This window comes from Janthinobacterium sp. FW305-128 (genome assembly GCF_020858135.1).
Lineage (GTDB): Bacteria > Pseudomonadota > Gammaproteobacteria > Burkholderiales > Burkholderiaceae_D > Janthinobacterium.
The window spans coordinates 369653-391173 of the sequence record NZ_JACYMK010000003.1; the positions used below are offsets into that span (position 1 = coordinate 369653).

The window sequence follows — 21521 nt, forward strand, 5'->3', positions numbered from 1 at the left end:
TGCAGCTGTCGGCAATGACGTCGGATAAAAACAGAAGGGGACGATATGGCAGCCAGTTTGTGGTTTGCGGTAGCCTGCGGCGTGGTCGCAGTCATCTATGGTTTGGTGTCGCGCAGCTGGATCCTGCGCCAGGATCCCGGCAACGCGCGCATGCAGGAAATCGCGCTGGCCATCCAGCAGGGCGCGGCCGCCTATCTGGCGCGCCAGTACCGCACCATCGCCATCGTCGGCGTGGCGCTGCTGATCGCCATCTATGTGCTGCTCGGCCTGCACACGGCGCTGGGCTTTCTGATCGGCGCCGTGCTGTCGGGCGCCTGCGGCTTCATCGGCATGAATGTCTCGGTGCGGGCCAATGTGCGCACGGCGCAGGCGGCCACCCTGGGCATCAACCAGGCGCTGAACGTGGCCTTCAAGGGCGGCGCGATCACCGGCATGCTGGTCGTCGGTCTGGGCTTGCTGGGCGTGACCCTGTTCTACTGGCTGCTGGTGACGACGGGCGCGCCAGGCCTGACCCAGCATGACCTGATCAAGCCCTTGATCGGCCTGGCCTTTGGCGCCTCGCTCATTTCCATCTTCGCGCGGCTGGGCGGCGGCATTTTCACCAAGGGCGCCGACGTGGGCGCGGACCTGGTGGGCAAGGTGGAGGCGGGCATACCCGAGGACGATCCGCGCAACCCTGCCGTCATCGCCGACAACGTGGGCGACAACGTGGGCGACTGCGCCGGCATGGCGGCCGACCTGTTCGAAACCTATGTCGTGACCCTGATCGCCACCATGCTGCTGGGCGCGCTGCTGATGGCCGAGGCCAGCAGCACGGCCATCCTATATCCGCTGCTGCTGGGCGCCGTTTCCATCCTCGCCTCCATCGTCGGCTGCTCGATGGTCAAGACGGCACCCGGGAAGAAGATCATGTCGGCCCTGTACACGGGTCTGTGGTGGGCGGCGGGCCTGTCGCTGGTGGGCTTTGCCGTGGTCACGTGGCTGCTGTGGCCCGACGACGCCATGCGCTACAAGATGCTGGGCGCCACCGTCGTCGGCATCGTCCTCACGGGCCTGATGGTCTACATCACCGAGTACTACACGGGCACGGACTTCAAGCCCGTGCGCCACATCGCCGAAGCGTCGACGACGGGCCACGGAACGAACATCATCGCCGGCCTGGGCGTGTCGATGAAGTCCACCGCCTACCCGGTGCTGGCCGTCTGCGTCGCCATCCTCGTGTCGTACCAGCTGGCGGGCCTGTACGGCATCGCCATCGCGGCCACCTCGATGCTGTCGATGGCGGGCATCATCGTCGCGCTCGACGCGTATGGCCCCATCACCGATAACGCGGGCGGCATCGCGGAAATGTCGGGCCTGCCCGACTCCGTGCGCGCCATCACCGATCCGCTCGATGCCGTCGGCAATACGACCAAGGCCGTTACCAAGGGCTACGCCATCGGCTCGGCGGGTCTGGCTGCGCTGGTGCTGTTCGCCGACTACACGCATGCGCTCGAATCCGTGGGCCAGCACATCACCTTCGACTTGTCGAACCCCATGGTGATCGTCGGCCTGTTCATCGGCGGCCTGATACCGTACCTGTTCGGCGCCATGGCGATGGAAGCCGTGGGCCGCGCGGCGGGCGCCGTGGTGGTCGAGGTGCGCCGGCAGTTCCGCGACATCAAGGGCATCATGGAAGGCACGGCGCGGCCCGAATACGACAAGGCCGTCGACATGCTGACGGCGTCGGCCATCCGCGAAATGATCGTGCCCTCCTTGCTGCCCGTCGTGGTGCCCATCGTCGTCGGCATGCTGCTGGGGCCGGCGGCGCTGGGCGGCCTCCTGATGGGAACGATTGTGACGGGCCTGTTCGTGGCCATCTCCATGACCACGGGCGGCGGCGCCTGGGACAACGCCAAGAAATACATCGAGGATGGCCATTTCGGCGGCAAGGGTTCCGACGCGCACAAGGCAGCCGTTACGGGCGACACGGTGGGCGACCCGTACAAGGATACGGCGGGACCGGCCGTCAATCCCTTGATCAAGATCATCAATATCGTGGCCCTGCTGCTGGTGCCGCTGCTGCCGGCCACGGGCTGGCTGGCCGTCAAGGCGCCGGCACCTGTCCACGCGCCCGTGCCGCCCATCCTGGCGCCGGCGACACCCGTGCAAAGCTTGCCGGCGCAATAGACCGCGCCACTCCATGCAGCCCCGTGGCCCGCGCCGCGGGGCTGTTTGCATTTTCTGCAGGTGAAACTTTCCTGCACTCCATATCCTCGGCGTATCAAAAGTGAGCAATTGTTACGGCGCCTTTGCTTGTGCCGGCCCCTTGCCAATAATGGAGTGAAAAGGTGAGCTTCACAGTCTGGCAGGGAAGGCGGGAGGAAGTCATGGACAGCATCAACAGAAAGGGCGGCGCGCTGCTGGCGTTGCTGATATTGGGCGGTGTTGCCGGGTTGGCCCAGGCGGAGCCGGGCCGGCACGGCGGTTTCCACGGCCATCACGGCCACTTTCATGGCCATTCGCACGTGGGCGTCTGGGTGGGAGCGCCCTTGTGGTATGGCTATGGGCCGGGGTGGTATGGCGACCCGTGGTATGGCTATCCCTATCCGTATGGGCGCACGGTGGTGGTGCAGCCGGCACCCGTGTACATTGAGCAGGGCGGCGAGCCGACGGCGCAGATGTGGTATTACTGCGCGCGGCCGCAGGGCTATTATCCCTACGTGAAAAATTGTAGTACGGCATGGCGTGCCGTGCTGCCGACCAGCGTGCGCTGACGGGGAGGTCAACATGAATACGAGAGCGTTAATGGGGCGTGCCGGCCTGCTGGCGCCGCTGCTGCTGGCTGCCTGCACGGTGATGCCGGAAGGGCCGTCGGCCATGGTCTTGCCCGGCACGGGCAAGAGTTTCGAACAATTCCGCAGCGACGATCTGCAGTGCCGCGGCTATGCGCAAGGCCAGTTGGGCGGCAGTTCGGCGCAGCAGACCAGCGTCGACAGCGGCCTGCGCAGCGCGGCGCTGGGTACGGTGCTCGGTGCGGCGGCCGGTGCCGCCATCGATGGCGGCCATGGCGCCGGCGTGGGCGCGGGCACGGGCTTGCTGTTCGGCGCGCTGGCAGGCACGGGCGCGGCGGACAATTCCGCGTATGGCATGCAGCGCCGCTATGACTACGCCTACCAGCAATGCATGTATGCGAGCGGCCACAAGGTGCCCGTCGCCGGGCAGATGCTGAGCAGCGTGCCGGCGAATGCCGCCACGCCGCCGCCCGATACGCCGCCGCCCCGTTATTAGAACCGTGAGGTCAGGCCGACGAACATGCGGCGTCCCGGCACGTAGTAGTCGACCAGACCATCGGCCATCGGTCCCTTCTTGAACAGGTTCTGCACGCCGCCGCGCACCGTCCACTGGGGCGTGACCTTGTACGACACGACGGTGTCGACGATGGTGTAGGCCTTGTCGGCCAGCTTGCCCGCGTCGAGTTCCTTGCCCGTGTACTGGGCCGACACTTCGCCGAACAGCTGGTCGTTGACTTGCCAGCCCAGCGCCGAATACCACGACAGCTTCGGCGTCGACAGCAGGTTGGCGCCCGTGGTCAGGTTTTTCGCCTCGGCCATGTAGGTCACGTTGTTACGCCAGTTCAGGTTTTTCGTCAGCGGGATATTCGCCGTCGCTTCCAGGCCGCTGGTGCGCGCTTTCTGGATATTCGTCATTTTGGTCCACCACTGCTTCTGGTAAAAACCCAGCGGCGCGTAGTCGATCTTGTTCTTGAAATCCGTGTGGAAGTACGTCAGGCCCACGTCCCAGCCATTCTGTTCCCACGCCACGCCGATCTCGCCGGCCGTGCTCGTTTCCGGCTTCAAGTCCGCATTGCCGGCCATGTAGCAGCCGCCCGTGATGTAGCCGAGCGGTTTGAGGCTGCCGCAACCGCGTCCGCCCGACTGCGTGGCCGCCGCCGGCGAGTTTTCCTTCAGGCTGGGGGCGCGGAAGCCTTGCGAGATGCCGCCCTTGATGGTCCAGGCGGGGGCCGGGTGGTACACGAGGTAGAGGCGCGGGCTGTAGTGGTTGCCGAACTTGCTGTGGTGATCGAGACGCAGGCCGGCCGTGGCCGTCAGGTTGTCGCGCAGGAACAGCTGATCTTCCGCAAACAGGGCCGAGGTGGTGCCGGACAGGGTGGCGCCGCTCACGGGGTTGCCCAGGTAATCGGTGGGCACGGTGCCGATGGTGTCCGTGTTCGTCAATTCCTGGTGCTTCCACTGGCCGCCCATCACCAGCATTTGCTCGATGCCGCCCCAGCCGACCCGTTTTTCCAGGCTGGCGTCCAGCGTGCTGTCCTTGGATTTGGCCACCGTGCCGACGACTTCGTTGTCGAAATCGTTGTGGTACAGGTTGACCACGGCCTTGCCGAAGTCCCAGCGGCCTTCATAGCCGATGCTGGCGCTCTTGCGTATCAGTTTGCTCGCGCCCCAGGCGCCGAACAGCGGGTAGCCGTCCGCGTCGAGCGTGGTCGAATCCGTCGATTGCTGCTTGCCGTAGCTGGCGTCCAGCGACAGGTTCTGCTTCTTGTCCAGCGCCCAGTTCAGCTGGCCCGAGACAGTCTGGTTGCGTTCGCCGCCGATGCCGCCCGATTTGCCGATCGCTTTTTCATCGGGATTCTGGCGCGTCTGGCCCACGCCCAGGCGCATGCCCACCGTGTCCGACAAGGGGCCGGCCAGGTTCACGCCCAACTGGTGCGCCGTGCCGCGGCCGCTGTCCTGCGGCTGCGTGTAGTTGGCCGTGGCCGAACCGTTCCATTTGCCCGGCACCTTGCGCGTGATGACGTTGATCACGCCGCCCATGGCGTCCGAGCCGTACAGCGACGACATGGGGCCGCGCACCACTTCGATGCGCTCGATCATGTCGGGCGAGATCCAGTTCAAGTCCTGGCGGCCCAGGTCGGGACGGTAGGCTGTGTCGGCCGAGCTGCCGACGCGCTTGCCGTCGACGAGGATCAAGGTGTATTTGTCTGGCAGGCCGCGCAGCTTGATCTTCGACTCTTCGCCCACGGGGCTGGTGCCGCCCGTCACGCCGGGGATGCGGCGCAGCAAGGTATTCAAGTCATACACGGGCTGGCGTTCGATTTCCTCGCGCGTGATGACGCTGATGCTGGCCGGCGCATCCTTGATGTCGATGGCCGTGCCTGATGCCGTGACGACCACCGTGTTCATGGTGGGATCGGCGGCCGCATTGCCTTCGGCCCAGGCGCTGCTGACGGCCAAGTAGAGCAGGCAGGGCAGAAGCAGAGTGGCGCAATGGATGGGGCGGGCGGGCGTAACAGGATGAATGAAGGCGGGACTGCGCTTGGTCATGGTGAACTTTCCGGATGTTGTTTTTTCCTGGCTGCCTTCCGGGTGGCTCGGGTATGAATGATTGAAAATGCAATAAACTGCGCTCCTATTCCGTGAATGAGAATAAGAATCGTTCTTATTGTAATGCCATCCTGGCAAGAAGGAAAGTGCTGAAAGGAAATAAAACACCGTTGCAGCCTGGACATGGTGGCTGCCAGCGTGTGCGTGTTACTCGCGCTGGCATCTGGCGCCGTGTGTGCCAATAATGAAAGCGGTATGATCGATGCTTGGGGAGGGGGCATGAAGACGATGACAAAAACCATGCTGGCGCTGGCCGGCGCCCTGCTGCTCGCTGGCGGCGATGCCTGGGCGCAGGAACCTGCTGCGTCCGATCAACTGCCCGTGTGCCAGCTCGACCCGCGCGACAGCGGCAAGCTCTCGGTGGAACCGTGCCGCCCGGCGCCGCCCGTGCAGCCGCGCCGTTCCGTGGCGCAGGTGATCGGCCGCATGCCGGCCCAGCCAGCGCCACCGGTCGTGCCCATGGCGCCGCTGCCGCCCAGCCCGGCCGCGCCCATGCCGCGCGCGCCGCAGCCCATCGGTTCATGCGACACGGGCGGTTGCCGCGACGCTGCCGGCGCGCGCTATAACGGCGCGGGCAACGCCACGCTCGATGCGAACGGGCGCATCTGCCACCGCAACGGCGCTTTCATCCAGTGTTTTTAAGCCGGCCATACGCTGGCGCTGCAAGTTTTCGCTCGGTGCGCTCAAAAATGGCTACAATTGTCGCCGACATTACGTTTACGTAAACGTAACTATGGCACCATGCAACCATCAGGCGCCGGGAACACGGCCCTTATCACTCAGGAGTTTTCATGCAGATTCAGGACAATGTATTCATCATCACGGGCGGCGCATCGGGTTTGGGCGCGGCCACGGCGCGCATGCTGACGGCAGCAGGCGGCAAGGTCGTGCTGGCCGATGTGCAGACGGAGGCGGGCCAGGCGCTGGCCGCTGAACTGAACGGCGTGTTCGTGCAATGCGACGTGACGTCGGAAGAGGACGGCCTGGCCGTGGTGGCTGCGGCCACCAAGCTCGGTACTTTGCGCGGCCTGGTCAACTGCGCCGGCGTGGCGCCGGCCGTGAAAACCGTGGGCAAGGATGGCCCGCATCCGCTGGCCCTGTTCCAGAAAGTCGTCAACATCAACCTGGTGGGCACCTTCAATATGTGCCGCCTGGCGGCCGACGCCATGGCGAAACAGGACGCGACGGCGGAAGGCGAGCGCGGCATCATCATCAACACGGCTTCCGTGGCGGCCTACGATGGCCAGATCGGCCAGGCGGCCTACGCCTCGTCGAAGGCGGCCGTGGTGGGACTGACCCTGCCGATGGCGCGCGACCTGTCGCGCAACGGCATCCGCGTGATGACGGTGGCGCCCGGCATCTTCGAGACGCCGATGCTGCTGGGCATGCCGGCCGAAGTGCAGGATGCGCTGGGCAAGATGGTGCCGTTCCCTTCGCGCCTGGGCAAGCCCGGCGAATACGCGCAACTGGTAAAGGCCATCGTGGAAAACGTCATGCTCAATGGCGAAACCATCCGTCTCGATGGTGCCATCCGCATGCAGCCCAAATAAGCGTGGCGTGATTTGATGTAGGATACCCCCGTATGGGGCGTACAGCCTTGCCTGGCTGTGCGCCCTTTTTTTATCGGAGAATCCATGATCGCATTGAAGCCGCTGGCGCTGAGCCTGACCTTGCTGGGGGCGCTGGCCGCCAGTCCCGTATTTGCCGAAGTGCCGCAAAAGGCGCCGGAAATCGCCACCGCGTATGCGGAAAAGTCGGGCTGGGCGGCGCAGAAATTCATGGTCGCCGCCGCCAATCCGCTGGCCGCTGATGCCGGCTACCAGATGCTCAAAAAAGGCGGCAGCGCCATCGACGCGGCCATCGCCACGCAGCTGGTGCTCACCCTGGTCGAGCCGCAATCGTCGGGCATCGGCGGCGGCGCCTTTTTGCTGTACTCCACGGCCAAGGGCGTGCAGGCGTTCGACGGGCGCGAAACGGCGCCGGCCGCGGCGGACGAACACCTGTTCCAGAATGCGGACGGCAGCCCCGTCTCGCGCGCCACGGGCGTGGTGGGCGGGCGTTCCGTGGGCGCGCCGGGCGTGCTGCGCATGCTGGAGCTGGCACACAAGGAGCATGGCAAGCTGCCGTGGGCGACCCTGTTTGGCCCCGCCATCAAGCTGGCGCACGGCGGATTTCCCGTCAGCCAGCGCCTCAACGGCTTGCTGAACTGGGACCAGGCCCTGAAGCGCGACCCCGTCGCCGCCGCGTATTTCTATGACGGCGAGGGCAAGGCCTGGCCCGTCGGCCACGTGCTGAAGAACCCGCAGCTGGCGCGCACCCTGCGCGAAATCGCCCGCGGCGGCGCCGACGCCTTTTACAACGGCCGCATCGCGCGCGACATCGCCGCCAAGGTGGCGTCGCACCCGAGCAACCCGGGCAAGCTGACGGCGCAGGATATCGCCGGCTACCGCGCCAAGGTGCGCGAGCCCGTCTGCAGCGATTACAAGGCCTGGACCGTATGCGGCATGCCGCCGCCATCGTCGGGCGGCATCGCCATCGCGCAGATGCTGGGCATGCTGGAAGTGAAGGACATCCGCCCGTATGCGCCCGTCGACGGCGTGCTCGATGCGCAGGCGATCCACCTGTTTTCGGAAGCGGGGCGCCTGGCCTACGCGGACCGCAACCGCTACGTGGCCGACACGGACTTCGTGCCGCTGCCGGGCAAGGGCATCGCCTCGATGCTCGACAAAGCCTACCTGGCGCAGCGCGCCGCCCTGATCGGCGACAAATCCATGGGTAAAGCCTTGCCCGGCACGCCGCCCGGCATGCAGGTGGCGTGGGGCATGGATAACGCCTTGCAGCGTCCGTCGACCTCGCACCTGGTGGCCGTCGACGCTTTTGGGGGCGGCTTGTCGATGACCACCAGTGTGGAAGACGCGTTCGGCTCGCGTCAGATGGTCGACGGCTTTTTGCTGAACAACCAGCTGACGGATTTCTCGTTCGATTCGCGCGATGCCGACGGTCCCATCGCCAACCGGGTCGAAGCGGGCAAGCGTCCGCGCAGCGCCATGTCGCCCACCCTCGTGTTCGAGAAGGGCACGCACAAGCTGGTGCTGGCCACAGGTTCCCCGGGCGGTTCGTCCATCATCAATTATGTGGCCAAGGTCCTGGTCGGCACCATGGACTGGGGCTTGAACGTGCAGCAGGCGATCAGCCTGCCCAACTTCGGCAGCCGCAACGGTCCGACGGAACTGGAAAAGGGCCGCGCGCCGGCCGTGCAAGTCGAGGCGCTGCAGGCGATGGGCCACGAGGTGCGCGTCATCGAGCAGAATTCCGGCCTGCAGGGCATCATGCGGCTGAACGCGCATGGCAAGGATTTCTGGTTTGGCGGCGCCGATCCGCGTCGTGAAGGCATGGTCAAGGGAGATTGAAACTTTTCCACAAAGTATCAAGACCCTGCTAATCTGCCGGCATGGGAATGCAAAATAAAACAGGCTTGATACTCACGGGAGGGGGCGCCCGTGCCGCCTACCAGGTGGGCGTGCTGCAGGCGATTTCGGCGATTCTGTGGGAAGCGGGTTGGGCGCCGGCGCGCAACCCGTTCGACATCATCTGCGGCACCTCGGCCGGCGCCATCAACGCCACGGCGCTGGCTTGCCGCGCCGATAACTTCGGCGAAGGCGTGCAAAAGCTGCTCGACGTGTGGCAGCACATCGAAGTCGAGCAAGTGTATCGGGCCGATTCGCTGGGCGTGATCCGCTCGGGCGCGCGCTGGTTGTCCTTGCTGTCGTTCGGCTGGCTGCTGCGCCAGTGGCATGCGTCGCCGCCCAATTCCCTGCTCGACAATACCCCGCTGGTCAGCCTGCTGCACCGCATGCTCGACCTGCCGCGCCTGGACGCGGCCCTGGCCGACGGCTTGCTGCATGCGCTGGCCGTGACGGCGTCGTCGTATTCGGGCAGCCGCCACATGACGTTTTATCAGACGGCCGGCGATATCGCGCCATGGGTGCGCACGCAGCGCCTGGCCTTGCCCGACCAGATCGGCGTGGAACACTTGCTCGCCTCGGCCGCCATCCCTTTTATCTTCCCCGCCGTGCCCCTGTACGTGGGCGGCCAGCGCGAATACTGCGGCGACGGTTCCATGCGCCAGCTGGCGCCGATCTCGCCGGCCATCCACCTGGGCGCGAACAAAGTGCTGGTGGTGGGCGCGGGGCGCATGACGGAACCGGCACCGGCCGCGTCGGAAGCGGCGCGCTACCCGAGCCTGGCGCAGATCGCCGGCCACGCGCTGTCGTCGATCTTCCTCGATGGCCTGGCCGTCGACATCGAGCGTCTGAACCGCATCAACCTGACCCTGTCGATGCTGCCGCCCGAGCTGCTGGGCAAGACGGCCTTGCGGCCGGTGGAATTGCTGGTCATCGCGCCGTCCGAGCGGCTCGACGCCATCGCCAGCCGGCATATCGGCAGTTTGCCGCGTCCCATCCGCACCATGTTGTCGGGCATCGGCGCGGCCGAAGCGCGCGGCGCGGCGCTGGCATCGTATTTATTGTTCGAATCGACGTATACTAACGAGCTGATCCGTCTTGGACAGCGCGATACGCAGGCCCGCAAGGACGATGTACTGGCGTTTTTTGGTTCTTGAGACGGCCCCCGGAACAGTTGCCGGAGTTTCGCGCTTTTTTTTTTTGACAGGACGATTGTGCTGGTATTTCGACGTGTTTGCGATGTTGCCTCACTGTTAATTTTACTGCTGGGCGGCTGGGCCATGGCGGCGCCTGCGCCCACCCTGCGTTTCGACCAGCTCAGCGTCGACCAGGGCCTGGCGCAGGAATCGGTGCTGGCCATCGCCCAGGACCGGCAGGGCTATATGTGGTTCGGCAGCCAGTCCGGCCTGAGCCGCTACGACGGCTACCGCATGGTCGTCTACAAGAATATCGAGGGCGACAAGACCAGCCTGGCCGACAACTGGGTCGGCGAGCTGCATGTCGATAGCCAGGGCCAGCTGTGGGTGGGCACCGACAATGGGCTGGACCGCTTCGACGCCGCCAGCCAGACCTTCATCCATTATGGTCCCGGCGAAAAGAGCAAGCGCGGCAACGGCAACCGGCATATCCACGCCATCCTCGACGATGGCGCGCGCGGCTTCTGGATCGCCACCTCGGACGGCTTGCAGCATTTCGACCCCGCCACCGGCACCTTCCGCACCTGGCACCATGAAGAAGGCAACCCGCACAGCCTGGGCGACAATGAAATCAAGGCGCTGGCGCTGGACGCGCAACAGCGCCTGTGGATCGGCACGGTAACGGGCCTGGACATGCTGGCGCCGGGCAGCGAGCGCTTCGAACATTTCGCCGTCGATGCGACGCCCGGCTCGAAGTACAACGTGATCCAGTCGCTGCTGGTCGACCGCCAGCAGAACCTGTGGATCGGCACCATGGCCGGCGCCGAGCGCTGGCGTCTGGGTGGCGCCGGCCAGCCGCCGCAGGCAAGAGTGCGCTTCGGCGAGAAGCATGGCTTTTCCGCCATCCGCGTGGCCAGCCTGTACCAGGATGTCGACGCCACCGTCTGGCTGGGCAGCAATGCCGATGGCCTGTTCCGCTGGCTGCCCGACAGCGACACCTTCCTGCAGTACCGGCACCAGACGGGCGACAAGTTCAGCGTCGCCGACAACCAGCTGTCGTCGCTCTACCGCGACCGCGCCGGCACCTTCTGGGTCGGTTCCTGGTACAACGGCGTGAGCCGGGTCGACCTGGGCAGCGGCGGCTTTGCGCGCATGGCGCGCGCGCCCGGCGACGTGGGCGCGCTGGCGGACAAGAAAGTGCGCGCCGTGGCCGACGCGGGCAATGGCAAGCTGTGGCTGGCCACCAAGGGCGGCCTGAAACTGTACGACACGCGCGACGGCAGCTCGCGCCTGTTCGACCTGCGCAGCGCACCCGGCATGTCGCGCGACGAGCAGGTCACGACCCTGTACAAGGCGCCGGACGGCGTATTGTGGGTGGGCGGCTCGACGGGCTTGCACCGCTTCGATCCGGCACTGGGGCGTTTTTTTACCATGCGCTTTGCCGCCGGCGACCCGAACAGCGACACCATCCGCAATGTCGTGAGCGACCGCAGCGGCATGCTGTGGGTGTCGACGCGGGGCGGCGTGCACCGTTTCGATCCCGTCAGCCGCCGTTTTACCACGTACCGCCACGACCCGGCCGATCCGAACAGCCTGTCCGACAACATGGTGCGGCCCGTGCTGGAAGACGGCAAGGGGCGGTTGTGGATAGGCTCCTTCCACGGCCTGGACTTGCTGGACCGCGCCAGCGGCCGCTTCCGCCATTTCCGCCACGATCCGCAAAACCCGCAGAGCCTGAGCCACGATGAAGTGCATTTCCTGCACGAAGACAAGCGCGGCGTGCTGTGGGTGGGCACGGCCAATGGCTTGAACCGCATGGACGTCGACGCCAAGGGCGGGATCCGCTTCCGGCGCTTCCTGCGCAAGGATGGCATGGCCGATGATGCCGTCGCCAGCATCCTCGGCGACGACAACGAACAGCTGTGGCTGAGCACGAACAGCGGCATCACGCGGCTCGACATGCGCAGCGGCCTGTTTCGCAACTACGACAGCGCCGATGGCACGGTGGAAGGCTCGTACTTCGACGGCGCGGCCCTGCGCGCGTCGGACGGCACCATGTATTTCGGCGGCTTCAACGGCATGACGGCGTTCATGCCGCAGGATATCCACGACAACCGCGTGCCGCCGCTGGTGGCCGTCACGGAACTGCAGATCTTCAACAAGCCGGTGGCCATCGGCCGCGGCGAGTTCGCGCATGTGCTCAAGAAGGCCATCGACCATACGCGCGAGCTGGTGCTGACCAGCCGCGAAAGCGTTTTTTCGCTGGAATTCGCGGCCCTGCATTTCGCCGCGCCCCAGCGCAATATGTTCGCCTACCGGCTCGAAGGCTTCGACCAGGACTGGGTCATGACGGATGCGGGGCGGCGCTTTGCCACCTACACCAACCTCGACGCGGGCAACTATGTGTTTCGCGTCAAGGCGGCTAACAAGGACGGCGTGTGGAACGAGAGCGGCGCCACGCTGGCCATCACGATTTTGCCGCCGTTCTGGAAGACCTGGTGGTTCCGCACCCTGATGGCGCTGCTGCTGCTGGGCGCCGTGTATGGCGCGTACCGGCAGCGCGTGCGCGCGCTGCGGCGCCAGCAGAACGAGCTGGAAAAACTGGTCGGCGAACGCACGGCCGAGTTGCAGAGCAAGGAAATCGAGGTGCTGGCCCAATCGGAAAAGCTGGCGCAAGTCAACAGCAGCCTGACGAAAAACGAGGAAAGCCTGCGCCAGGCCAAGCGCAAGGCCGAGGATGCGACGCGCCAGAAGTCGGAATTTTTGGCCAACATGAGCCACGAGATGCGCACCCCGCTGGCCGGCGTGATCGGCATGCTGGGCTTTGCCCTGCGCGACGAGCAGCTGCACGACGCCACGCGCGAGCAGATCCTGCGCGGCCAGGCCAATGCCCAGTCGCTGCTGGTGATCATCAATGACTTGCTCGATTTTTCCAAGATCGAGGCGGGCAAGCTGAGTATCGAAAACATCGATTTCGCGCTCGGCGCGGCCATCGAGACGGTCGTGACCCTGTTCGAGGAGCAGGCGGCCGCGCGCAGCATCGGTTTCTCCATCGATTTCGCGCCGGACCTGCCGCCCTTCGTGGTGGGCGATCCGACCCGCTTGCGCCAGGTGCTGGTCAACCTGGTCGGCAATGCCTTCAAGTTCACCCAGCGCGGCGGCGTCAGCGTGTGCGTCGAGCGGGCCGGCGTGGCCAGCGGCAGCGGCGGACGCCGTGTCAACCTGATCCGCTTTAGCGTCAGCGACAGCGGCATCGGCATCGATGCGGACGCGATGGCGCGCCTGTTCCAGAAGTTCGAGCAGGCCGATGCCAGCACCACGCGGCGCTACGGCGGCACGGGGCTGGGTCTGGCGATCTGCCGCCAGCTGGTCGAACTGATGGACGGCGAGATCGAGGTGGCCAGCACGCCGGGGCAGGGCAGCACGTTTGCCTTCACCCTGCCGCTGGCCGATGGCGTGGCACCGCCGCTGGTGCCGCAGGTGGCGCTGGCGCCGCACAGCCACCAGCTGCGCGTGCTGTGCGCGGAAGATTTCCCGACCAACCAGATCATCATCCGCGTGATGCTCGAAGAACTGGGGCACCGGGTCGACGTGGTCGCCAACGGCGTGCTGGCCGTGGCGGCCTGCGTGCATACGCGCTATGACCTGATCCTGATGGACGGGCGCATGCCGGAGATGGACGGCGCCACGGCGACGCGTCTGATCCGCGTGGGCGGCTGGCCGGACCAGCCCGTGCGCGACCAGGAACTGATGATCGTGGCCCTGACGGCGAACGCCAGCGAAGAGGACCGCAGCCGCTACTTGGGCGTCGGCATGGATGATTTCCTCAGCAAACCGGTGGACGAGGCGGCGCTGCATGGCTTGCTGGCGCGCGCCATCGAGCGCCAGCTGCAGCGCGGTTTCATGTTGCCGCGCATGCCATCGAACGCCCCGCGCGCTAGCGCGCGGGGGCAGGCGGAACTCGACGCCCTGTTCGGCGTCGCGCCGGCCATCCCCGCCGCACCGCCATCCCAGTCCATCCGCAGCGGCGAACTGCAGCGGCGCATCCGCGTCGCCTTTGTCGCCGACCTGGAAGGGCGCCTGCGCGAACTCGACGATGCCCTGGCGGCGCAGGACCAGGACAACGCCGGGCGCCTGCTGCACGGATTGAAGGGCAGCGCCGCCTATCTCGACGAAACGCAGCTGCACATGCTGTGCACGGAAATGGAGGAGGCGGCCGATGGCGGGCGCTGGACGCAGGTGGCCCTGCATTTGCCGCAATTGCGCGCACTGTTGGCGCAAATAGCTGTTTCGGGCAAGGAAATGTAAAATAGGCAATTCCAGCCGTGGAGCGTGCGGCGAAACTGGGTAGAATACGGCCAGGCACCCTGACGCTGCCGCCAATGGAGAAAGCAATGAAAGTACTGGTGGTTGACGACGATGTCGTGTCGCGCATGGTATTGATGCATCTGATCGACAGCTGCGGCGTGCACGATATCGTGGAAGCCGAAGATGGCGCGGCGGCGTGGGAGCAGCTCGAAGGCGGCTTGCGCCCCGCGCTGTGCTTTTGCGACTTGCGCATGCCGCGCCTGTCCGGCATGGAGCTGCTGCAGAAAATCCGCTCCGACAGCGCGCTCGACGCCATGCCGCTGGTGCTGGTCTCGTCGGCCAATGACCACGACACGGTGCGCGACGCCGTTCAGGCCGGCGCCGCCGGCTACATCGTCAAGCCCTTTCAGCCGGAGCAGGTGCGCCAGCATATCGACGCCTGCTTCGACGTCTGCGCCTTGCCGGCCGAGGCGCCGCGCGACACCTTGCAGCGGCTGGGCATTGACGGCGAACGCCTGCTGGCCTACTTGACGGGCTTCCAGGGGCAGATAGTCGCCGCCAGCGAACAGGTCGACGCCTTGCTGGCGCGCGGCGAACCGGCCCAGGCGCGCCAGCAGCTCGAACGGCTGCACCTCGGTTGCCGCACCCTGGGCTTGCATGGCGCGGAAGCCGGCATGAGCGCCTTGCTGCAGTCGGCCGTGCTCGATGGCGAGCAGATACAGGCGGCCCTGGCCGCGCTGGCGCGCAGCGCGGCGCAGCAGGCGCGTTTGCTGCGCCAGGACGGCGCCGACTGATACACCATAACAAAACCTACTGCGCGTCGTGATTTGCGGCTTCCGATGCTCACTGTGCATCCGCACAGCTCCGCTTCTCGGGTCAACGGGGGCGCCGAGCCTCCCATCCGCTCGCTACGGTTTTGTTAGGTGTGTTGAAATTGCTGTTTTCTGCTTGCTGGAAAAATACTTTAGGTTTAAAGTATCTGCTTCCGGGCCTTGTGCACGCGCCCGTCACCAGCCAGGATGAGCATGAGCAGCGACCCTTCGCCTACCACCGCATCTCCCCAGGACGACTTTGCGCGCGCGCACCTGCCGCCGCGCGCACTCTGGCCGCAGCTGTGCCTTGATTTGCCCGAGCTGCAGTATCCGCCGCGCCTCAATTGCGTCGCCGCGCTGCTCGATGCGGCCGTGGCCAAAGGCGGCGGCGAGCGCACCGCCATCCTTGCCGACGGCCAGCGCTGGAGCTACGCCGATCTGGCGCGGCAAGTCGACCGCATCGCCCACGTGCTGCGCGCCGACCTGGGCCTGATCCCCGGCAACCGCGTGCTGCTGCGCGGCGCGAATACCCCGATGATGGCCGCCTGCCTGCTGGCCGTGCTGAAGGCCGGCTGCATCGCCGTGCCCACCATGCCGCTGCTGCGGGCGCGCGAACTGTCCACCATCCTGACCAAAGCGCAAGTCAATGCCGTGCTGTGCGCGCAGGGCTTGCGCGCGGAGCTCGACGGCTTGCCAGACTTGCCGGCCATTCTGTGCTTTGGCGCCGCCGATGCGGAACTGGAACGGCGCATGGCGGCCCACGATGCGCCATTTCCCGCGCACGGCACGGCGGCCGACGACGTCTGCCTGATCAGCTTTACTTCGGGCACGACGGGCGTCCCCAAGGGCACCATGCACATGCACCGCGACCTGCTGGCCATCTGCGACTGCTTTCCCCGTTCCATGCTGCAGGTGCGCGCCGACGATATCTTCATCGGCACGCCGCCGCTGGCTTTTACTTTTGGCCTCGGCGGCCTGCTGCTGTTTCCCCTGCGTTTTGGCGCGGCCACCGTGCTGCTGGAAAAACTCACGCCCGAGACCCTGCTGCGCGCCATCGCTGCCTATCAGGCCACGATCTGCTTCACGGCGCCGACTTTTTACCGCCAGATGGCGCCCCTGGCGGCCGGCCACGATTTGAGCAGCATGCGCTTGTGCGTGTCGGCAGGCGAGGCGCTGCCGCTGGCCACGCGCGACGCCTGGCAGGCGGCGACGGGACTGGCCATGACGGACGGCATCGGCGCCACTGAAATGCTGCACATCTTCATTTCCGCCACGGGCGAGGGCATCCGCCGCGGCGCCATCGGCAAGGCCATTCCCGGCTACCAGGCATGCATCGTTGACGATGCGGGCGTGCCGCAGCCGCCCGGCGTGACGGGCCGCCTGGCCGTGAAAGGCCCCACCGGCTGCCGCTACCTGTCCGACCCACGCCAGCGCGAGTACGTGCAGAACGGCTGGAACCTGACGGGCGACACCTTCGAGATGGATGCCGACGGCTATTTCTATTACCGCTCGCGCAGCGACGACATGATAGTCTCGGCCGGCTACAACATCGCCGGCCCGGAAGTGGAAGAGGCGCTGCTGCGCCACCCTGCCGTGGCCGAATGCGGCGTGGTCGGGCGCGCCGATGCCGAGCGTGGCCAGATCGTCGAGGCGCACATCGTGCTCAAGGATGGTTTCCAGCCCGGCGACGTGCTGGCGGCCGAATTGCAGGACTTCGTGCGCCAGCAGATCGCCCCGTATAAATACCCGCGCGCCATTCGTTTCCTGCCTGCGCTGCCGCGCACGGAAACGGGCAAGCTGCAGCGCTTCAAACTTCGCACGGACACCCCATGAATATCGTCTGCATCGGCGGCGGCCCCGCCGGCCTGTATTTCAGCCTGCTCATGAAAAAGCAGAACCCGGATCACCGCATCACGGTCATCGAGCGCAACCGCCCGTACGACACGTTTGGCTGGGGCGTGGTGTTTTCCGACCAGACCCTGGGCAACCTGGCCAATGCGGACGAGCCGACGGCGCGCGCCATCCTGCAGGCGTTCAACCACTGGGACGATATCGAGATCCACTTCAAGGGCGAGACCGTGCGCTCCGGCGGCCATGGCTTTTGCGGCATCGGCCGCAAGCGCCTGCTCAATATCCTGCAGGCGCGCTGCGAGGAACTCGGCGTGCAGCTGGTATTCGAGACGGAAGTGCTGGACGACCAGGCCATCGCGAAGCAGTACGGCGCCGACCTGGTGCTCGCCAGCGACGGCTTGAACAGCCGCATCCGCACGCGCTATGCGGCCAGCTACCAGCCCGAGATCGACCAGCGCCATTGCCGCTTCGTCTGGCTGGGCACGCGCAAGAAATTCGAGGCCTTCACGTTTGCCTTCCGCCAGACGCCGCACGGCTGGTTCCAGGCGCATATCTACCAGTATGACGGCGAGACATCGACCTTCATCGTCGAAACGCCCGAACACGTGTGGCGCGCGGCGGGACTGGACGCCATGAGCCAGGAAGAGGGCATCGCCTTTTGCGAAGCGTTGTTCGCCGAGGAACTCGATGGCCACGGTTTGCTGAGCAATTCGCCGCACTTGCGCGGCTCGGCGCAGTGGATCACCTTTCCCCGCATCGTCTGCCGGCAATGGGTGCACCGCCAGGATGGCGTGCCCGTCGTGCTGATGGGCGATGCGGCCCACACGGCGCATTATTCGATCGGCTCCGGCACCAAGCTGGCGCTGGAAGACGCGATCGAACTGGCGCGCTGCTTCGGCCAGCATGCTGGTACGGATGCTGCGCTGGCCGCTTACCAGCAGTTGCGCGCCATCGAGGTGCTGAAGATCCAGAGCGCGGCGCGCAATTCCATGGAGTGGTTTGAAAACGTCGAGCGCTACAGCGCCATGGAAGCGCCGCAGTTCGCCTATTCGATGCTCACGCGCAGCCAGCGCATCTCGCACGAAAACCTGCGCCTGCGCGATCCCGCCTACGTGGCCGGCTATGAATCGTGGCTGGCGCGGCGCGCGGGCGAGCAGGCCGGCGTTGTGTTTTCGCAAGAACCTTTGCGGGACGAAGCCATGCCGCCCATGCTGACGCCTTTCCGGCTGCGCGGCGTGCTGCTGAAAAACCGTATCGCCGTCTCGCCGATGGCGCAGTACAGCGCCGTCGATGGCGTGGCGGGCGACTACCATCTGATGCACCTGGGCGCGCGCGCCATGGGCGGCGCCGGCCTCGTGTTTGCCGAGATGACGTGCGTGTCGGCCGATGCGCGCATCACGCCCGCCTGCCCCGGCATGTACAGCGAAGCGCACACGCAGGCGTGGCGGCGCATCGTCGATTTCGTGCACGCGAACAGCGATGCGAAGATCGCCCTGCAGCTGGGCCACGCGGGCGCGAAAGGCTCGACGCGGCCCATGTGGGACGGCATCGACCAGCCGCTCAGGGAGGGCAACTGGCCGCTGGTCTCGGCCTCGGAACAGCAATACCTGGCCGGCGTGTCGCAAACGGCGCGCGCGGCCACGGAAAACGACCTGGCGCGCATCGAACAGGACTTCGTGCGCGCCACGCTGGCCGCCGCCGTCGCCGGTTTCGACTGGCTGGAACTGCATTGCGCGCACGGCTATCTGCTGTCGAGTTTTATTTCGCCGCTGACCAACCGCCGCACCGACGAATATGGCGGCAGCCTGGAAAACCGCTGCCGCTATCCGCTGCGCGTGTTCCGCGCCATGCGCGCGGCGTGGCCGCAGGATAAACCGATGAGCGTGCGCATCTCGGCCCACGACTGGGTCGAAGGCGGCATCACGCCCGACGATGCGGTCGTCATCGCGCGCCTGTTCAAGCAGGCGGGCGCCGACCTGATCGACTGTTCCTCGGGCCAGGTCAGCAAACTCGAACGGCCCGTCTACGGGCGCATGTTCCAGGCGCCGTTCGCCGACCGCGTGCGCAACGAGGCGGGCATTGCCAGCATGGCCGTCGGCTCGATTTTCGAAGCCGACCACGCCAACAGCATCATCGCCGCCGGCCGCGCCGACCTGTGCGCCGTGGGCCGCCCGCACCTGGCCAACCCGGCCTGGACCCTGACGGAAATGGCGCGCATCGGCTACAGCGGCGCAGGCGCTGGGAACGGCGCAGCCTGGCCGAAACAGTACCGGCCGGGCCAGCAGCAGCTGGAACGCAATCTGCAGCGCGAGCGCCAGCTGGCGGCCGCCAACACGGGTCTCACCCCGCAACAGGTGGCCGCGCGGCTGCTGGAAGGATGACATGAGCAAGGAAGCATCGATGGACGCATTATCAGGAAAACATGCGCTGGTGACGGGCGCCGGCAGCGGCATCGGCCTGGCCTGCGCGCACGCCTTGCTGGACGCGGGCGCCAGGGTCACCCTGGCTGGGCGCGATGGCGCGCGGCTGGCGCGCGCGCGCATGCAGCTGGAAGAGGCGGGCCACGCGGGCCGGGTGGCCATCTGCGTGCTCGACGTGGCCGTGGAAGCGTCCGTGCAGGCGGGCTTCGCGCAGGCCGCCGCGCATTTCGGCCGCATCGATATCCTGGTCAATAACGCGGGCCAGGCGCATGCTGCGCCATTCGGCAAGACGGACGCCGCCATCTGGCAGCAGATGCTGGCCGTGAACCTGACGGGCGTGTTCCACTGCTGCCAAGCGGCCATGCCGGCCATGCTGGAAGCGGGCTGGGGGCGCATCGTCAACGTGGCGTCGACGGCGGGCCTGAAGGGTTACCGTTACGTCAGCGCCTATGTCGCCGCCAAGCATGGCGTGATCGGCCTGACGCGCGCGCTGGCGCTGGAAGCGGCGCCGCGCGGCGTCACCGTCAACGCCGTCTGCCCCGGCTACACGGAAACGGACATGGTGGCGCAAGCCGTGCAGAACATCGTGCGCAAGACGGGGCGCGGCGAAGACGCGGCGCGCGCGGAACTGGCGGCAGCCAATCCGCAGCAGCGGCTGGTGCAGCCGCGCGAAGTGGCCGATGCGGTGGCCTGGCTTTGCCTGCCCGCGTCGTCCGCCATGAATGGACAATCGATCGCCGTCGCCGGCGGCGAAGTCATGTAACAGAATGAAGATCATGGACAAAGAAAACGAAAATGTGCAGGACGAACCCGTGCTGGATCTGGCCAGCCGGCTGACGCAGGACCACCACCAGTCGCTCAAGCTGTGGCTGCGCATGCTCTCGTGCACAGTGAAAATCGAAAACGAAGTGCGCACGCGCCTGCGCGCCACCTTCGGCATCACCTTGCCCCGCTTCGACCTGATGGCGCAGCTGGAGCGCTTTCCCGAAGGCCTGCGCATGGGCGAACTGTCCAGGCGCATGATGGTCACAGGCGGCAATATCACGGGCATCACCGACCAGCTGGAGCAGGAAAAACTCGTGGTGCGCGTGGTCGACCCGAAAGACCGCCGCTCGTACAGCGTCAAGCTGACGCCAGCGGGCCGGCGCGCGTTCGACGAGATGGCGCGCGTGCACGAAGGCTGGATCGCCGAACTGCTGCACGGCGTCACGCCCGATGACAAAACCCGTTTGATCGACCTGCTGTCGCACATGAAGCAGCAGTTGAATAACACCCCTCTAAAGGACTGACCATGCGCCATCTACCCGGCCAGCCGCAAGACCTGCCAGGCAACCGCGCCAGCCTGGCCGGCTACGCCGCGCGGCATTTTCTGTTTTCCGTCGAAGGCGGCGTGGCCACCTTGACCCTGCACCGGCCCGAGCGCAAGAATCCGCTCACCTTCGATTCGTATGCGGAGTTGCGCGAGCTGTTCCGCGCGCTGGCGCATGCGGACGACGTCAAGGCCGTGGTCATCACGGGCAGCGGCGCCAATTTCTGCTCGGGCGGCGACGTGCACGACATCATCGGACCGCTGACGCAGCTCGACATGCCCGGCCTGCTGGCGTTTACCCGCATGACGGGCGACGTGGTGAAAGCCATGCGCGCCTGCCCGCAGCCCATCGTCGCCGCCATCGACGGCATTTGCGCGGGTGCCGGCGCCATGCTGGCGCTGGCTTCCGATATCCGCATCGGCACGGCGCGCAGCAAGACGGCCTTTTTGTTTACCCGCGTGGGCCTGGCCGGCTGCGACATGGGCGCCTGCGCCTTGCTGCCGCGCGTGATCGGCCAGGGGCGCGCCGCCGAACTGCTGTATACGGGCCGCTCTTTGGCCGGAGCCGAGGCCGAACGCTGGGGCTGGCTCAACCGCCTGGTCGAGCCGGAAGACCTGGCCGAGGCGGCGCAGCTGTTCGCCGCCGGCCTGGCCAGCGGCCCCACCTTCGCGCACGGCATGACGAAAAAAATGCTGCAGCAGGAGTGGAACATGGGCGTCGACGAAGCCATCGAGGCGGAAGCGCAGGCGCAAGCCATCTGCATGGCCACCAACGATTTTCACCGCGCCTATCACGCCTTCGTGGCGAAAGAGAAACCGCAGTTCGAGGGCGATTGA

General features: G+C 66.2%; 15 protein-coding genes. 14 read left to right on the top strand and 1 reads right to left on the bottom strand.

The features are described from left to right. The first annotated feature begins 45 nt into the window (after nt 1-45). The 3 genes from IGS60_RS09325 (at nt 46) to IGS60_RS09335 (ending at nt 3270) form a co-directional block, all read left to right on the top strand. Nucleotides 46-2169, top strand: a complete 2124-nt coding sequence (locus IGS60_RS09325) for a sodium-translocating pyrophosphatase (protein ID WP_070224610.1) — start codon at nt 46-48, stop codon at nt 2167-2169. Between the two features lie 200 nt (nt 2170-2369). After that, nucleotides 2370-2756: a hypothetical protein gene (locus tag IGS60_RS09330; protein WP_070224609.1), complete on the top strand. Its 387-nt coding sequence runs from the start codon at nt 2370-2372 to the stop codon at nt 2754-2756. Nucleotides 2757-2769: 13 nt separating this feature from the next. Then, nucleotides 2770-3270: a glycine zipper family protein gene (locus tag IGS60_RS09335; protein ID WP_230503949.1), complete on the top strand. Its 501-nt coding sequence runs from the start codon at nt 2770-2772 to the stop codon at nt 3268-3270. Here the strand turns inward: IGS60_RS09335 and IGS60_RS09340 are convergent. Further along, nucleotides 3267-5324, bottom strand: coding sequence for a TonB-dependent receptor (locus tag IGS60_RS09340; protein ID WP_230503951.1), 2058 nt, complete (start codon nt 5322-5324; stop codon nt 3267-3269). The genes IGS60_RS09335 and IGS60_RS09340 overlap by 4 nt on opposite strands. A 279-nt stretch (nt 5325-5603) precedes the next feature. Between IGS60_RS09340 and IGS60_RS09345 the strand changes: the two genes are divergently transcribed. The 11 genes from IGS60_RS09345 (at nt 5604) to IGS60_RS09395 (ending at nt 21521) form a co-directional block, all read left to right on the top strand. Further along, nucleotides 5604-6026 carry a hypothetical protein gene (locus IGS60_RS09345; protein WP_230503953.1) on the top strand — a complete coding sequence of 141 codons (423 nt, stop codon included), beginning with the start codon at nt 5604-5606 and terminating at the stop codon, nt 6024-6026. 149 nt (nt 6027-6175) lie between these two features. Continuing rightward, a complete protein-coding gene (locus IGS60_RS09350; RefSeq protein WP_070224603.1) occupies nt 6176-6934 on the top strand; it encodes a 3-hydroxyacyl-CoA dehydrogenase in 759 nt (252 codons plus the stop codon). 84 nt (nt 6935-7018) lie between these two features. Then, nucleotides 7019-8794 carry a gamma-glutamyltransferase gene (gene ggt, locus IGS60_RS09355; RefSeq protein ID WP_230503955.1) on the top strand — a complete coding sequence of 592 codons (1776 nt, stop codon included), beginning with the start codon at nt 7019-7021 and terminating at the stop codon, nt 8792-8794. A gap of 41 nt (nt 8795-8835) precedes the next feature. Next, nucleotides 8836-10005, top strand: coding sequence for a patatin-like phospholipase family protein (locus IGS60_RS09360; protein ID WP_070224601.1), 1170 nt, complete (start codon nt 8836-8838; stop codon nt 10003-10005). A 123-nt stretch (nt 10006-10128) separates the two neighbouring features. After that, the gene (locus IGS60_RS09365; protein ID WP_230503957.1) at nt 10129-14292 is read left to right on the top strand and encodes a two-component regulator propeller domain-containing protein; all 4164 of its coding nucleotides are present in this window, start codon (nt 10129-10131) and stop codon (nt 14290-14292) included. Nucleotides 14293-14378: 86 nt separating this feature from the next. Beyond that, nucleotides 14379-15086, top strand: a complete 708-nt coding sequence (locus tag IGS60_RS09370; RefSeq protein WP_070312085.1) for a response regulator — start codon at nt 14379-14381, stop codon at nt 15084-15086. Nucleotides 15087-15317: 231 nt separating this feature from the next. Next, the gene (locus IGS60_RS09375) at nt 15318-16937 is read left to right on the top strand and encodes an AMP-binding protein (RefSeq protein WP_230503959.1); all 1620 of its coding nucleotides are present in this window, start codon (nt 15318-15320) and stop codon (nt 16935-16937) included. Next, the gene (locus IGS60_RS09380) at nt 16934-19336 is read left to right on the top strand and encodes a bifunctional salicylyl-CoA 5-hydroxylase/oxidoreductase (RefSeq protein WP_230503960.1); all 2403 of its coding nucleotides are present in this window, start codon (nt 16934-16936) and stop codon (nt 19334-19336) included. The genes IGS60_RS09375 and IGS60_RS09380 overlap by 4 nt, the downstream gene beginning before the upstream one ends. A gap of 19 nt (nt 19337-19355) precedes the next feature. Further along, complete coding sequence (locus IGS60_RS09385) at nt 19356-20138, top strand: SDR family NAD(P)-dependent oxidoreductase (RefSeq protein ID WP_230503962.1); 783 nt, start codon at nt 19356-19358, stop codon at nt 20136-20138. Nucleotides 20139-20151: 13 nt separating this feature from the next. Beyond that, nucleotides 20152-20664, top strand: a complete 513-nt coding sequence (locus IGS60_RS09390; RefSeq protein WP_230503964.1) for a MarR family winged helix-turn-helix transcriptional regulator — start codon at nt 20152-20154, stop codon at nt 20662-20664. 2 nt (nt 20665-20666) lie between these two features. Then, entirely contained in the window at nt 20667-21521 is an 855-nt protein-coding gene (locus tag IGS60_RS09395) for an enoyl-CoA hydratase family protein (RefSeq protein WP_230503966.1), read from the top strand.

What these genes read in the sequence shown, in the direction of transcription:
- IGS60_RS09325 (WP_070224610.1), top strand. Translation starts at nt 46, where the DNA reads ATGGCAGCCAGTTTGTGGTTTGCGGTAGCCTGCGGCGTGGTCGCAGTC.
- IGS60_RS09330 (WP_070224609.1), top strand. Translation starts at nt 2,370, where the DNA reads ATGGACAGCATCAACAGAAAGGGCGGCGCGCTGCTGGCGTTGCTGATA.
- IGS60_RS09335 (WP_230503949.1), top strand. Translation starts at nt 2,770, where the DNA reads ATGAATACGAGAGCGTTAATGGGGCGTGCCGGCCTGCTGGCGCCGCTG.
- IGS60_RS09340 (WP_230503951.1), bottom strand. Translation starts at nt 5,324, where the DNA reads ATGACCAAGCGCAGTCCCGCCTTCATTCATCCTGTTACGCCCGCCCGC.
- IGS60_RS09345 (WP_230503953.1), top strand. Translation starts at nt 5,604, where the DNA reads ATGAAGACGATGACAAAAACCATGCTGGCGCTGGCCGGCGCCCTGCTG.
- IGS60_RS09350 (WP_070224603.1), top strand. Translation starts at nt 6,176, where the DNA reads ATGCAGATTCAGGACAATGTATTCATCATCACGGGCGGCGCATCGGGT.
- ggt (WP_230503955.1), top strand. Translation starts at nt 7,019, where the DNA reads ATGATCGCATTGAAGCCGCTGGCGCTGAGCCTGACCTTGCTGGGGGCG.
- IGS60_RS09360 (WP_070224601.1), top strand. Translation starts at nt 8,836, where the DNA reads ATGGGAATGCAAAATAAAACAGGCTTGATACTCACGGGAGGGGGCGCC.
- IGS60_RS09365 (WP_230503957.1), top strand. Translation starts at nt 10,129, where the DNA reads ATGGCGGCGCCTGCGCCCACCCTGCGTTTCGACCAGCTCAGCGTCGAC.
- IGS60_RS09370 (WP_070312085.1), top strand. Translation starts at nt 14,379, where the DNA reads ATGAAAGTACTGGTGGTTGACGACGATGTCGTGTCGCGCATGGTATTG.
- IGS60_RS09375 (WP_230503959.1), top strand. Translation starts at nt 15,318, where the DNA reads ATGAGCAGCGACCCTTCGCCTACCACCGCATCTCCCCAGGACGACTTT.
- IGS60_RS09380 (WP_230503960.1), top strand. Translation starts at nt 16,934, where the DNA reads ATGAATATCGTCTGCATCGGCGGCGGCCCCGCCGGCCTGTATTTCAGC.
- IGS60_RS09385 (WP_230503962.1), top strand. Translation starts at nt 19,356, where the DNA reads ATGGACGCATTATCAGGAAAACATGCGCTGGTGACGGGCGCCGGCAGC.
- IGS60_RS09390 (WP_230503964.1), top strand. Translation starts at nt 20,152, where the DNA reads ATGGACAAAGAAAACGAAAATGTGCAGGACGAACCCGTGCTGGATCTG.
- IGS60_RS09395 (WP_230503966.1), top strand. Translation starts at nt 20,667, where the DNA reads ATGCGCCATCTACCCGGCCAGCCGCAAGACCTGCCAGGCAACCGCGCC.